Source organism: Desulfotruncus alcoholivorax DSM 16058 (assembly GCF_000430885.1).
GTDB lineage: Bacteria > Bacillota > Desulfotomaculia > Desulfotomaculales > Desulfallaceae > Desulfotruncus > Desulfotruncus alcoholivorax.
The window spans coordinates 173,774-186,796 of the sequence record NZ_AUMW01000001.1; the positions used below are offsets into that span (position 1 = coordinate 173,774).

14 protein-coding genes are annotated in these 13,023 nt (G+C 49.8%); all 14 read right to left on the reverse strand.

What is annotated here, in order from left to right; all coding sequences use genetic code 11:
- Positions 1-9: 9 nt before the first annotated feature.
- The 14 genes from spoIIAB to H569_RS0101010 all read right to left on the reverse strand — a co-directional run bounded on the left by spoIIAB (position 10) and on the right by H569_RS0101010 (position 13,002).
- On the reverse strand, positions 10-450 hold the full coding sequence (spoIIAB, locus tag H569_RS0100940) for an anti-sigma F factor (protein WP_027363419.1): 441 nt from the start codon (positions 448-450) through the stop codon (positions 10-12).
- Between the two features lie 145 nt (positions 451-595).
- Positions 596-934, reverse strand: a complete 339-nt coding sequence (locus tag H569_RS0100945; protein WP_027363420.1) for an STAS domain-containing protein — start codon at positions 932-934, stop codon at positions 596-598.
- A 194-nt stretch (positions 935-1,128) separates the two neighbouring features.
- Positions 1,129-2,298 (reverse strand): D-alanyl-D-alanine carboxypeptidase family protein, encoded by a 1,170-nt coding sequence (locus H569_RS0100950; protein ID WP_027363421.1) that lies wholly within the window; start codon positions 2,296-2,298, stop codon positions 1,129-1,131.
- 117 nt (positions 2,299-2,415) lie between these two features.
- Positions 2,416-3,723, reverse strand: a complete 1,308-nt coding sequence (locus H569_RS0100955; RefSeq protein WP_027363422.1) for a pyrimidine-nucleoside phosphorylase — start codon at positions 3,721-3,723, stop codon at positions 2,416-2,418.
- A gap of 209 nt (positions 3,724-3,932) precedes the next feature.
- Positions 3,933-5,108, reverse strand: coding sequence for a phosphopentomutase (locus H569_RS0100960; RefSeq protein ID WP_027363423.1), 1,176 nt, complete (start codon positions 5,106-5,108; stop codon positions 3,933-3,935).
- A gap of 18 nt (positions 5,109-5,126) precedes the next feature.
- Positions 5,127-6,029 (reverse strand): site-specific tyrosine recombinase XerD, encoded by a 903-nt coding sequence (gene xerD / locus H569_RS0100965; protein WP_027363424.1) that lies wholly within the window; start codon positions 6,027-6,029, stop codon positions 5,127-5,129.
- A gap of 298 nt (positions 6,030-6,327) precedes the next feature.
- Positions 6,328-6,960 carry a stage II sporulation protein M gene (spoIIM, locus tag H569_RS0100975; protein WP_051273095.1) on the reverse strand — a complete coding sequence of 211 codons (633 nt, stop codon included), beginning with the start codon at positions 6,958-6,960 and terminating at the stop codon, positions 6,328-6,330.
- A 51-nt stretch (positions 6,961-7,011) separates the two neighbouring features.
- The gene (locus tag H569_RS0100980; RefSeq protein WP_034629063.1) at positions 7,012-7,686 is read right to left on the reverse strand and encodes a hypothetical protein; all 675 of its coding nucleotides are present in this window, start codon (positions 7,684-7,686) and stop codon (positions 7,012-7,014) included.
- Between the two features lie 241 nt (positions 7,687-7,927).
- Complete coding sequence (locus H569_RS18855; protein WP_051273097.1) at positions 7,928-9,046, reverse strand: DUF3866 family protein; 1,119 nt, start codon at positions 9,044-9,046, stop codon at positions 7,928-7,930.
- Positions 9,033-10,172: a M20/M25/M40 family metallo-hydrolase gene (locus H569_RS0100990; RefSeq protein WP_027363428.1), complete on the reverse strand. Its 1,140-nt coding sequence runs from the start codon at positions 10,170-10,172 to the stop codon at positions 9,033-9,035. Before H569_RS0100990 ends, H569_RS18855 begins: the two co-directional genes overlap by 14 nt.
- Before the next feature lie 248 nt (positions 10,173-10,420).
- A complete protein-coding gene (locus H569_RS0100995; RefSeq protein WP_027363429.1) occupies positions 10,421-10,966 on the reverse strand; it encodes a 2-oxoacid:acceptor oxidoreductase family protein in 546 nt (181 codons plus the stop codon).
- Positions 10,966-11,718: a thiamine pyrophosphate-dependent enzyme gene (locus H569_RS0101000; RefSeq protein WP_027363430.1), complete on the reverse strand. Its 753-nt coding sequence runs from the start codon at positions 11,716-11,718 to the stop codon at positions 10,966-10,968. The genes H569_RS0100995 and H569_RS0101000 overlap by 1 nt, the downstream gene beginning before the upstream one ends.
- A complete protein-coding gene (locus tag H569_RS0101005; RefSeq protein WP_027363431.1) occupies positions 11,715-12,782 on the reverse strand; it encodes a 3-methyl-2-oxobutanoate dehydrogenase subunit VorB in 1,068 nt (355 codons plus the stop codon). Before H569_RS0101005 ends, H569_RS0101000 begins: the two co-directional genes overlap by 4 nt.
- Positions 12,775-13,002 carry a 4Fe-4S binding protein gene (locus tag H569_RS0101010; protein ID WP_027363432.1) on the reverse strand — a complete coding sequence of 76 codons (228 nt, stop codon included), beginning with the start codon at positions 13,000-13,002 and terminating at the stop codon, positions 12,775-12,777. Before H569_RS0101010 ends, H569_RS0101005 begins: the two co-directional genes overlap by 8 nt.
- Between the last annotated feature and the right edge of the window lie 21 nt (positions 13,003-13,023).

Sequence of the window (13,023 nt, forward strand, 5' to 3'; positions counted from 1 at the left end):
ACGCCCTCCCTAATGCTCGCGCACCGCTGCCCGGCCGGGAGCCCTCACTTTCCTAACCATTTTTACCCTGGTCCCCCGTCCCTGCTCCGATATTACATCCAGCTTGTCCATAAATGACTGCATAAAAGCAAATCCCAGGCCCATTCTCTCAGGATCGGTGGAATAGGCCGGCTCTAAGGCTTTGGCAATATCATCTATCCCTCTGCCTGTATCAATCGTCTCTATTTCCAGGTAGTTTTCAGCAACACGGATTTCCAGCCTGACGATTTGTTCGGGATCATTGCCGTAACCATGCACAATCGCGTTAGTCACAGCCTCGGATACTGCTACCTTCAGCTCCTCTAATTCAGACAAAGTAAAATCCAACTGGGAAACAAATGCCGCAACCGCCACCCTGGCAAAGGAAACGTTTTCTGCCCGGCTGGAAAATTCAATTACCGCCTTATTCATATCTATCTGCCCCCTTAAATTAAGAAACCAATTAGAAAACATTATAGAACTGTCATTGCGAGCGTAGCGAAGTTGCCACGTCGTTTCACTCCTCGCTAAGATATGGACTAAAGCAATGTAGCTTCGTAAATAATTAAAGAACGAGCTAAGATATTTTGTCAATTACCTCGGCGGCCGTACTATATTCCTCCATCAGGTTAAACAATCCCGATAATTCCAGCACTTTTTTAACCTGGGGCTTGGCCCCGGCAAGAAAAACCTTTCCGCCTTTACCCGCCACTTTTTTATATCTGCCCAAAATAACGCCCAGGCCCGAACTATCTATAAAATCCACTCCGCCAAGATCAAAAACAAGTTGTCCCGAACCGTAATTGTCCAGTGCCCGGTCGATATCTTCACGTAACGAATCAGTTATACTTATATCAATCTCGCCAAAAATAGCTACCAGCAGGCAGTTTTTATCCTTTTTAATGGAATAGTTCACTTCCAGCTCACCTCTTGACTTATTTGTTAGATTTTACCATACTAACCATTTGGATGCAAACAATCCTAAAAAAATTTTACTAAAAGGACGGTGTTCCCCGCTGCGCTCAAAACTTTCGCCAGCGGTATGGGGGGTTATTACAAAATAATAAGGGACAATTTACAGCTAAGTAAAAAGCCCCTTTTGACCTCATTTTATTTTACTGCAAAAACTTTGTTCATAACTTTATACATCTGTTGTAAAACGGAGGCTTTGTTGACGCCGGTCTGGGCCAGCAGCGGGAATTTTTGGATCTCCCGGCCATCGAGTGTAACTACAAACTCGCCAACTTTTTGACCTTTTTTCACCGGGGCCTCGACTCCCTCCGATATGTTCTTATCGCCGCGGATTTTTTTCTTTTGTCCTTTAGGTACAGCCACGGCAATTTCTTCACCTGCAACTACACCGACCCGGTCAATGACGCCTTTGTCAACTTTTACAGTGTCCAGCTTATCACCCTTTTCAGCAAAATTAACAGATTCGTAGCGTGCAAAGCCGTAATTAAAGATTTTTATCGTTTCTCTGAAATGGCTTCTTGGCTCGGGTGTACCCAACACAACCGAGATTAATCTTAAACCGTCCCTTTTGGCCGTTGAGGCCAGGCAGTACTTGGCTTCGTTCGTCCAGCCGGTTTTGCCTGCATCGACCCCGCGATACCACTTTAAAAGCTTATTGGTATTCCACAGGACAAAATCACCGCCCCGCAGGTCATAGCGATATATAGAAGAAACTTTTCTAAATTGCGGGTATTTCAATGCTTCTCGCAGTATCACCGCCATATCTCTGGCGGAGGTATAGTGCCCCTCGGCCGGCAGGCCGGTAGGGTTGGCAAATTTGGTATGATTGCAGCCAAGTTCTTTGGCTTTAGCATTCATCATTTCTACAAAGGATTCAACCGAACCGGCAATATGCTCAGCTATAGCAACGCTGGCATCGTTGGCTGACCCCACGGCAACTGAGATGAGCATGTCTTTCATACTCATTTCCTCACCGGGCTCCAGGTAGATTTGCGAGCCGCCCATTTTCCATGCGTTTTCCGAGACGGTTACCTTATCTTCAAGACTTATTTTTCCCTGCTCCAGTGCTTCGCACGCCAGCAGCATTGTCATTAGCTTGGTTACACTGGCCATTGGCAGTTCTTTGTCCGGTTCTTTTGACCATAGTATTTTGCCGCTGTAAGCATCCATCAACACCGCAGATTCCGCCGTGGTCTCCAGTCCGGCCCCGGAGGGCTTTTGCTCAGTCGCTGCCAGCGCCGTCCCCGCTACAACTAACACAAGGAACAACAGCATAATATTAATCAAAAAGAAGTACCTGCGCTTCATCGACATTCCTCCCTGTTTTTATCGGCTCAAAATATTATGTGGAGGATAATGAAAGTTATGCGGCACAAGTTAAAACCCGCGGGCAAAAAGTATACCCGCGGGTATGTGTCGCTGGTTTTACCAGCCAATGGTTTCCAGAATTAATTGAGGCTTTTCAGGACTGTCTGACGTAATTTTAAAAGCCGGTGCAGCAAGTTCGGCTACAGCATCCAGCGCGTCTTCCCGGTTAGTATGCAGTACCGCCAGCTCTTCACCTTTTTTGACGAAGTCACCTGGTTTTTTAGTTAAAACAATACCGGCTGCGTGATCGATAAGATCATCTTTGGACGCCCTGCCTGCTCCCAGCAGCATGGCCGCCCTGCCAACCAGCATTGTATCTATTTCAGCAATAAAACCCTCTTCAGGGGAGGTAACAGAGCATTTAAACGACGCCTCCGGCAGTTTATCCGGATCATCAATAACTGAAGCGTCGCCACCCTGGGCTTCAATAAGCTGGTGGAATTTTTGCAAGGCTTTGCCTTGCTTGAGTAAATCCTCCAGCCGATCTCTGGCGCTTGCGGTGTCCTGACCGACTTCCCCCAGCACCAGCATGTGCGACCCGAGGGTTAGGCACAATTCCCTTAAATCCGCGGGACCTTCACCTTTCAATGTAGCCAGGGCCTCTTTAACCTCAAGGGCGTTGCCCACGGCGTAACCCAGCGGCTGGCCCATATCGGTCACCACTGCCACCATGCGGCGGTTAACCATCTTTCCGATGGCAACCATCGCTTTGGCCAGGGCTGATGCTTCCTGTCTGGTTTTCATAAACGCCCCGCTGCCGCATTTTACATCCAGCAATATAGCGTCTGCTCCTGAGGCAATTTTTTTAGAAGTCACGCTGGAAGCGATCAGCGGAATGCTGTCCACCGTGGCTGTTACGTCGCGTAAAGCGTACAGTTTTTTGTCCGCCGGCGCTATGATACCTGTTTGAGCCATCAGGGCGATACCAATTTCCCTGACTTGTTTGATAAAAGCTTCCGGCTGCAAGTTGACATTGAAACCCGGGATTGATTCCAGCTTGTCAATTGTGCCTCCGGTATGGCCCAGGCCACGCCCGCTCATTTTGGCCACCGGCACCCCGGCGGAGGCCACCAGCGGGGCCAGCACAAGAGTTGTTTTATCCCCTACACCGCCGGTGCTGTGCTTGTCCACTTTAGTTCCGGGTATTTGTTCCAGGTTGATCAACTCTCCTGAATTAACCATGGCCATCGTTAAATCAGCGGTTTCCTGCCCGGTCATGCCCTGAAAATATATCGCCATCATCAGCGCCGAAACCTGGTAATCAGGTATGGTTCCAGCTGTGTACCCCTGAATGAAATAATTTATTTCCTCCCGGGTAAGTTCCCCGCCGTTTCTTTTTTTGTAGATTAAATCATACATTTGCATTATAAATCACCTTATTTTATCAATACCTTAAATATAAACTTAATACCTTGCCTGAGCAATCGTTCGTTCATGTCATTGAGGGGAGTGAAACGACGTGGCAATCTATTGTTCATGGATAGAGAACAAACCTCTTCTACAGGGTCGCAGATTTGGGGTCGGAGATTGCTTCGCTGCGCTCGCAATGACATGAACAAGGACTCAGGTTACCCTTAAATAGAAATTTCCTCAAAAAAACAATCGCCCACCGGAAATGTTAAACCAAACAATGCTGCTACTGTGGCGGCTATATCACTGAAACTTGAACGGGTGCCAAGGTTTATTCCATGCCGTAATTGTTGACCATAAACCAATAGCGGAACGTATTCCCTGGAATGATCCGTGCTGGCGGTGGTGGGGTCGCAACCGTGATCGGCAGTAATTATCAGTACATCCCGGGGCTGCATTGCAGCTTTAATTTCCGGCAGCCGCCGGTCAAATTCTTCCAGCGCGGCAGCATAGCCACGAAAATCATTCCGGTGCCCATACTGCTGGTCAAAGTCCACCAGGTTGGTAAAGATAAGCCCCCTGAACTGTTTTCGGGCCAACTCCAGTGTTTTATCGACACCGTCCATGTTGCCGGTGGTATGTACAGATTCAGTTATCCCCTCTCCGGCAAAAATATCATTAATCTTGCCAACTGCAGCTACTTCTATATTGTTATCCTTTAAAAGGTTCAGCACGGTCCTGGCGGGAGGTTTGATTGAAAAATCGTGACGGTTGGCAGTCCTTTTGAAATTTCCGGGAGTCCCGGTAAAAGGGCGCGCTATTACCCTGCCCACAGCGTGTTTTCCGGTCAGCAGTTCCCTGGCGACTCTGCACATCCGGTAAAGTTCCTCCAGCGGTATCACTTCTTCATGGGCAGCGATTTGAAAGACACTGTCGGCGGAAGTGTAAACTATGGGTTTTGCAGTTTGCATGTGCAATGGGCCAAGTTCATCAATTATAGCCGTTCCCGAGGCTGCTTTATTTCCAAGTATATCTCTGCCGATTTGTTCCTTAAACGGCTCAATTATTTCCGGGGGAAATCCATCAGGGTATACAGGAAAGGGGTGGTCCAGTATAATTCCGGACATTTCCCAGTGTCCCGTGGTGGTATCTTTACCGGGTGAGCGTTCAGCCATCTTACCATAGCAGGCTTCCGGGTGGTCAACAGGAGGAACGCCTGCAATATCAGTCAATAAACCCAGACCCATTGTCCCCAGGTTGGGCATATTTAAGCCCCCTACCGCCCTAGAACAGTTACCAAGCGTATTGCTGCCCACATCACCGTACTTGTCCGCATCCGGAAGATATCCAATACCGGCGCTGTCCAGTACGATAAGCAGCACTTTTTTCTCAGATGACATATCCAAACCCTCCAACTGTTACCCTTCAACTCTTCGTAGAGCCCTGGGGTGCGATTTGTTAAACACTTCCCTTAACCTGGTACCGGTTAGGTGAGTATATATCTGCGTGGTTGTTATATCCGCGTGCCCCAACATTTCTTGCACCGACCTCAGATCGGCTCCGTTTTCCAGCAAATGGGTGGCAAAAGAATGCCGCAGGGTATGGGGCGTAATTTCCCTGATTCCCGCTTTACGGGCATACTTTTTAATTATTTTCCAAAACCCCTGCCTGCTTAATCTCTGCCCCCGCATATTCAAAAAAAGGGCGCTTTCGGCACGGTTTGCCGTTATTTTGGCCCTTCCCCTGCCCAGGTATTCCGTTAAGAAATTTTTTGCTATCGACCCTACCGGTATAATCCGCTCCTTGGAACCTTTACCGGTACAGCGGACATAGCCGGACTCAAGATCAACATGTTCAACATCCAAAGAAACCAATTCTGAAACGCGCATTCCGGTGGCGTACATTAATTCAAGCATGGCCTTGTCCCTTAGGCCGGCGGGATTGCCAATGCGGGGCTGTTCCAACAGCAACTCCACCTCGGACTGGCCAATTACGCCGGGTAATTTTTTTCCGGAACCGGGGGACTCCAAATTAGCGGTAGGGTCCCTGGCAAGTAAACCCTCGTCCAGCAGGAACCTACAAAACATTTTTAAAGCAGCCATATGACGGGCTATAGTGGCAGAAGAACGGCCCAGCCTTTTTAGTTCCAGCAAATAGTTTAATACCAGCACCCTGTCAATCCGGCCGGCAGTAAGCACCTGGCGATTAGCGCAAAAGGTTCTGAATTGTTTCAGGTCAAATTGATACGATTCTATAGTATTTTTAGCTAAACCCCGCTCGACTGCAAGGTAATCTAAAAATATTAAAATCTGTTTTTCCATTGTTTTCAACCCCCGGCTTTACTTTTAATTTCAACATTACCCGGGATCTTTCCTCTGCAAGTAATAAAAAAGCCCGGGTTAACTAGCGGCGCCGGCGTTCTCCGCTCGTTGCTTTTAACCAACGGTATCTGCTTAGCTGGTGTGTCCCCTTTCCTAATAACACTGTAGAGTTGAACAGAGAGTAAAAGCAAAATGCAAAGAATTATAATAATTCTCATTAAAAGCATGACTTTATCTTTAATCCTGGATATGACAATAAAAAACATATCCCTGCCTCCTTGCACACTATGCCAAAAATTTACCAGCCGGCCAACAGTGAGGCTGAATATTTAGCAAAACCAGGAGTAATGTAGGCTTCGGTAAGAGCCGCCAGAACAAAAGCAGCCAATACGCCCGTCATAACCAAAGAATAACTTAAAAAAGCCGGCCATATTTTTGTTCTAGAATTAAAAAACCTTTTAATTAACAATATGGAAAAAGAAAGCGAAGCCGTTCCGCCGATAATCATTGCCGGGATGAAAAATATATTGTGAGGAAGCATAGATATTAATATCACCAGGAATCCGTGCAGTTCGTGATCCAAAGTTAAAAAACCGATGCTAAAGCCCAGTATGAAACCTCGAATAAAAATATACGCCAAAACCAGGGGGAGGCAGATTATCGTCAACCCCAGGACGTACATAACAACGCCTACAACGATATTGTCGTGTAAAGCTCCTCTGGCAACCTGCCCCTGGTTAATATCCAGTTCAGCCGCCTGGGATAAAAAGGACTGCAGGTATTGATGCAACTCCTGGGCCTGGTTCTCTTGAAGCGTATTGGCGCCCAGAGAACCAAATAAAATTCCCACACTAAAAACTATAATTACAATGAGATACAACGGCCAGCTTTTTTTAAGGGAGGCGGTCCAAATCCGGCTCAGATAGTTCATATCGCCGTTCCCCCTTACAACCTGTCCAAGGCTTTATTGGTAATTTATATGTCAGGCCGGTCGCTGATATTCTTCCCAAATAGCCCTGGTTATGTACTCAGCGGCCAGGATATCTTCCATGGAGTTACCACTGGCCGCGACAACCGTTATACCGGCGTTTAGCGAATTGGCGAATTTAATTGCCCGGGACGCCGCCGCCCTGGCCGGTGCAGTGCCTTTTTTAGCCATTGTCCTGGCTACGGTGCCTGTAAGAACAACCGGTGCTCCGGCGTGCACAGCAGCGTCATAGGCTACGCCGCCCGTAGAAGTTGCAGCAATAGCCACCTTATTGCGGAAATCGCAAAGTTTGACGGTTTCGGCCCCAACATTAGGCAATATGGAACCTACTCTGGCTCCGGTTTTGTCCAGACCGCAGCACAGCCTGGTTATTCCGCTTAATCTTTGCTCGTCCGTACCCACCCTGGGCTCGGCTATCAGGATCACCTCGACCCCCTTTTCCTTGGCCAGACGGCCCGCCAGCAGGCCTATCCCTTCCGGGTCAATCGTCACAGGGGGTGCTGCGGCATCCGGCGCCGCACCGAATACAGCCAGGGCGCCGGCATCCAGGGCGGCTTCCAGCGTGGTGGACATATCGATCACATCAACGATCACCACCACATCACCGTTCCTGGCCGCCTCCGCCGCACCGCTGGCATTAATGCCCAGCTTGACTGTTTTAATTTTCATGCGAGTTCCTCCGGAATATATTAATGGTTAACCGCATAATGTTTGGTATATATTGGTTGAAGGTTGGTGTAATTATGCGTATTCGCATCTCCAGAAATTGTTTTTGTTACTGCGGCAAAATGGGTGATTTGCAAAAACTTTTACGGGGCTGGTCCCAATCTCAAATGACCGTAAAGGACTTTCTAAGCTCCTCTTTGCACTAGGGAGTTGGTCTGGTACCTGTGCCTTTCGGCATATTTTTTCATTGCTCCGGGGCCATCCTCCAGGTATGGTCTCTCCTTTTTTCCGCCATTTTTCCGGCATGGATGCCGGCGGCGCCTGCAGCCAGGAAAAATGCCGGGTCGTCTTTGACGGTCCGGCCCATTGACTTGACATTAACCCCTAGTTGTTGCAGCAAATCCAGCGCGGGAGTGCCTTCCTCCATTACCAGCCGGTGTTTTTCAGCCAGCCGGGCCGCCTTTACCTGCTCCCGTATAATCGACGCAAGATGATCAGGTAACCGGGGGAATACCAGGGTGCTTTTGGTTAGTGCAATGGTACCAAGTGCCGTAATTGTATGGTGGCTGATTCCCCGGTGTCGCTCACGCCGGTCGGCAAAGCTGATCCGGGGGATGGCAACGGGTTCACCAGCCAGTATATTTACGGCATTAATTATTTCCCCCTGTTCAACTCCCGTAAACCCGTATTTTGACGCCGAGCCGACTATACCCGGGCCCATGGCCACAATCACCGCATCGGCTTTAGCGGCAGCCACGGCCGCCTGCAGTGCTGTATAAATATTGATGGTCTCCCAGTCACCGCCAAAGGCGTGCCCGCAAGTTATTGTGGCATCAATTAAACCCTTTTGATTAAGCTCATAAACCAGATCGCTCAGCCACAGAGGCAGCGCCGCCCCGTCCGTCATAATATAAACCACCCTCGACTCCATGCCCAGAGCCGCCTTGATCCCGGCGGCGGCAGGGGCAACCATGCTGTGCAAGGTCCCGATCACCACGGGTAAGCCGGACAGTGATTCTATCTGGTTGACCATATCCGATACATGGCTTTCGGGTTCTTCGGCAGCCAGCACTTTAACCTGCCCCGGGCTGTAGCGCAGTTTCATAATGTGGCCGGCCTCAAGCATTTCTTTTTCCGGGGAAGTTATGTTGGCCATTACAAAATGTGAGCCGCCGGTGCCCAAATTCTTGGCCACAGCCGTCGTATTAAGCAGTACCTCGTCGCCCTCCGCCACCGGCCCGGTTACAGCGTCATAATTATAGGCCCTGCCCGGGCTTTCACCGGGTATTTCCACTAAAACAAATGTCATTCCAGGACGCCGTGATATTATTTTTTGGACTATCCCCCGCTTAATCCTGATCACATAAAAGCCCCTTTTCCGCCGCTTCCTTAATGATAGCCAGAACATATTCCGCATCTTTAACCAGGTCTTCAACCGCTATATATTCCTCGGTAGTATGAACCTTTTTCATGGCGATGCCCAGGTTTACGGAAGGGATACCGTGTTGATTCAAAATATGGGTGTCACTGCCGCCGCCGGTGCTCTTAATCTCGGGCTTTAACCCGATTTTTACCGCGGCTTTTTGAGCCAGCCGCACAACCGGTTCGCTTTCCGGCACAAACATGGCCGGGTAAATTGTTTCAACATTAATCTGCACCTTTGTTCCCGCATCACGCGCGGCTTTTTCCAGCGCATCACAGATAGCTCCGGTTTGATTGATCCTTTTTTGTTCGTTCAGGCTCCTGGTTTCCCCCTGCAGCGTTACCCTGTCCGGAACTATGTTAACTGCTTTACCACCGGTGATGATACCTAAATTGGCGGTGGTTTCTTCATCTATTCTACCAAGTGCCATTGCCGCCACTGCCCTGGAGGCAACCTGGATCGCATTGATCCCGTCTTCCGGATTAATTCCCGCATGGGCCGCCCGCCCGAACATTTCAGCCACAATTTTATCCTGCGACGGGCCCTGGTTAACAATAGTGCCGGCTTGGCCATCCGAATCCAGCACAAATCCCATCTTTGCTGTAAGCCTTGAATAATCCAGCGCTTTGGCTCCGGAAAGACCGGTTTCCTCACACACGGTAAACACCAACTCCAGGTCTCCGTATGGAATCTCTTGCTCTTTCAACACCCGTACCGCTTCCAGGATAGCAGCAATTCCCGCCTTGTCATCGGAGCCCAACACAGTATCGCCGGCGGAGCGGATAATCCCGCTTTCTTCAACCGGTTTGATTCCCATGCCAGGAGTCACCGTATCCATATGAGCGCAAAATAAAACCGGCTGTGCTTCAACGTTCCCTTTTAATTTGGCAATGATGTTGCCTGTTTCAGTGCCTATTTCCTTTGCTGCTTCATCTATCGTTACCCCAAAGCCCAGAGCTGCAAGTTTTTCTTTAAGCAGTGCGGCCATCCGCCCCTCCCTGCCGCTCTCACTGCCCACCTGCACCAATTCCATAAATTCAGCCACCAATCGTTCCTTGTTAATCAAACGAACACCACCCTGTAATTTTTTTCAGGTATTCAGAATATTATGAGATGATAAACCGTTCTCTGACTCCTGACTACTGACTTCTGACTCCTCTATTGTACTTCTTTATTAATATAATAACCGCCAATTCCCTTACTGTAAAACAAGGATGGCGGTTATTTTATGGTATTCAGAATTCAGTAGTCAGAATTCAGAATACCAAGAAACGATAAACCGTTCTTTCATTCTGACTCCTGACTTCTGAGTAGTTACCTTTCGTTAATGGCCAGTTCTCTGCCCTTTTCCAGCGCGTCACGATTAATTGGAATTAAGTTATGCCGCTTGGGGGGCAGCACGTCCTTCAACGCCTCCAGTACGGAATCGGTAGATACCACGCCGGTCAGCTCCAACAAAACACCAAGGATAATATTATTGGCCACTTTGCCGTTGCCCAGTTCTTCGGCCAGGTCATTGGCGGGCACGTAAACCGTGCGCACATCCGTGCGCTTGGTTTTAATATTTATGAGCGAGCTGTTGACCAGTATCAGGCCGCCGGGGACTACCGCGGGCTCAAATTTTTCTAAAGACGGCCTGTTCATGGCTATAAGGACTGTTGGCTCACTAACCACCGGCGAGCTGATGGGCTGGTCGGAAATTGTAACCCCGCAGTTGGCTGTGCCGCCGCGCATTTCCGGGCCGTACGAGGGAATCCAGGCCACGTGCTTGTTTTCTTTCATTCCGGCATAAGCCAGCAGCTGCCCCATAGAGAGCACACCCTGTCCACCGAAACCGGCGATTAAAATGCCTTGAAACATTATGGTTGCACCTCCGTTGCCGGAGTTTTGTATTCACCCAGCGGGTAATAGGGAATCATTTTTTCTTCCAGCCATTTAAGCGCTTCAAGGGGCGATAAACCCCAGTTGGTGGGGCAGGCGCTGAGCACCTCCACCATGGTAAAACCGGCTCCGCTCATCTGAACATCAAACGCTTTCCGGATGGCTTTTTTAGCCGCCAGCACATTCTTGGGGTTATTCACCGCCACTCTGGCCAGGTAGGCGCTGCCGTCCAACGGGGCCAGCATTTCGCATACCTTAACCGGCATACCGTTGGCTGCCGCGTCACGCCCAAAGGGTGTGGTGGTGGTTTTCTGGCCCAGTAAGGTGGTGGGCGCCATCTGGCCGCCGGTCATGGCGTAAACGGCATTGTTAATGAAGATAACGGTTATTTTTTCTCCCCTGGCGGCAGCGTGCACCAGTTCACCGGTACCAATGGCCGCCGCGTCCCCGTCCCCCTGGTAGGTAAATACCAACCGGTCCGGCAGAACTCTTTTTATCCCTGTTGCCACCGCGGGCGCCCTTCCGTGGGCCGCCTGGTACATGTCAATGTCCATGTAATTATATATAAATACGGAACATCCGACCGGGGCCACACCCAGCGCCCGCTCATAGACGTCCATTTCGTCAATTATTTCAGCTACCAGCCTGTGCACAATGCCGTGGGTGCAGCCGGGGCAGTAATGCATCGGCATGTCTGTTAACGATTCCGGTCTGGTAAAAACTGTTTTCATTTTGCTGCACCCCCATCGTAAAGTTTTCTTATTTCGTTGAGTACATCCCTGGCCACCGGCAGCATACCGCCCACCCGGCCGTAAAAATGCACCGGCCTGGCATCGCTGACAGCAAGGCGCACGTCCTCAATCATCTGACCCATGTTCATTTCCACAACCAAAAAATTATTTGCTGTTTCCTTAACCCCGGCAAAAACGTCATTGGGGAACGGCCAAACAGTAATAGGCCTGATCAGTCCCACCGCCATGCCTTCTGCCCTGGCGCTGTCAACCGCCGCTTTGCATATCCTGGCACAGGTGCCGAACGCCACGACCACCATTTTAGCATCGTCCAGCCGGTATTCCTCCCACCGCTGTTCTTCGCGGGCTATAATGGCATACTTTTCACCTAATTTAAGATTATGCTTTTCGCATTCTTCCGGAACGATATATAGTGAATTAATTAACCGTTTAGGTCCGCCTTTTTTACGACCGGTTGCGGCCCAGGGGCGGTCCGGTACGGTAATTTCCTTTTCCTCGCCCAGTTCAACCGGCTCCATCATTTGTCCCAGAACACCGTCGGCCAGCAGCATGACGGGGTTGCGGTATTTATCCGCAAGGTCGAAGGCATCCTGCATCAGGTCTATAATTTCCTGTACGGAAGCCGGGGCCAGACAGATCAATCTGTAATCCCCATGTCCACCGCCTTTGACGGCCTGGAAGTAGTCGGACTGGGCCGGGGCAATATTACCCAGGCCGGGGCCCCCCCGGATCATATTAACAATAACACAGGGCAGCTCGGCACCGGCAATGTAAGATATTCCCTCCTGCATCAGGCTGATTCCCGGTCCCGAAGATGAGGTCATAACCCGGGCCCCGGCTCCGGCAGCGCCAAACACCATATTGGCAGCGGCGGTTTCGCTTTCGGACTGCAGGTAAGTTCCTCCGACTTCCGGCATTCTTTTAGCCAGGTAATGAGGCAATTCGCTCTGGGGAGTTATGGGGTAACCGAAAAAATAACGGCAACCGGCCCTTACGGCTCCCTCACCGATGGCTTCATTGCCTTTCATCAAAATTTTAGCCAACTTTTTTTTCCTCCCTTGCCACTTCGATAACCAGATCCGGGCACATAACGGCACAAAGTGCGCAGCCGGTGCATTTCTCCTGATCCTCTATCATCGCCGGGTGAAATCCCATAACATTAATGTGATCCGACATTTTGATAATTTGCTTGGGACAAACTGAAGCACATAATTTACATCCCTTGCAACGATCTTCGCGGAAAGTTACTTGCGCTCGCGCCAAGGCGATACCTCCTTTAACAAG

Bases quoted from the DNA above. Each gene is read 5' to 3' on its own strand.
- xerD (WP_027363424.1), bottom strand. From the start codon at position 6,029: ATGGAAAAACAGATTTTAATATTTTTAGATTACCTTGCAGTCGAGCGG.
- H569_RS0100955 (WP_027363422.1), bottom strand. From the start codon at position 3,723: ATGCAAATGTATGATTTAATCTACAAAAAAAGAAACGGCGGGGAACTT.
- H569_RS0100950 (WP_027363421.1), bottom strand. From the start codon at position 2,298: ATGAAGCGCAGGTACTTCTTTTTGATTAATATTATGCTGTTGTTCCTT.
- spoIIM (WP_051273095.1), bottom strand. From the start codon at position 6,960: ATGAACTATCTGAGCCGGATTTGGACCGCCTCCCTTAAAAAAAGCTGG.
- H569_RS0101000 (WP_027363430.1), bottom strand. From the start codon at position 11,718: ATGAAAACAGTTTTTACCAGACCGGAATCGTTAACAGACATGCCGATG.
- H569_RS0100995 (WP_027363429.1), bottom strand. From the start codon at position 10,966: ATGTTTCAAGGCATTTTAATCGCCGGTTTCGGTGGACAGGGTGTGCTC.
- H569_RS0100980 (WP_034629063.1), bottom strand. From the start codon at position 7,686: ATGAAAATTAAAACAGTCAAGCTGGGCATTAATGCCAGCGGTGCGGCG.
- spoIIAB (WP_027363419.1), bottom strand. From the start codon at position 450: ATGAATAAGGCGGTAATTGAATTTTCCAGCCGGGCAGAAAACGTTTCC.
- H569_RS0100960 (WP_027363423.1), bottom strand. From the start codon at position 5,108: ATGTCATCTGAGAAAAAAGTGCTGCTTATCGTACTGGACAGCGCCGGT.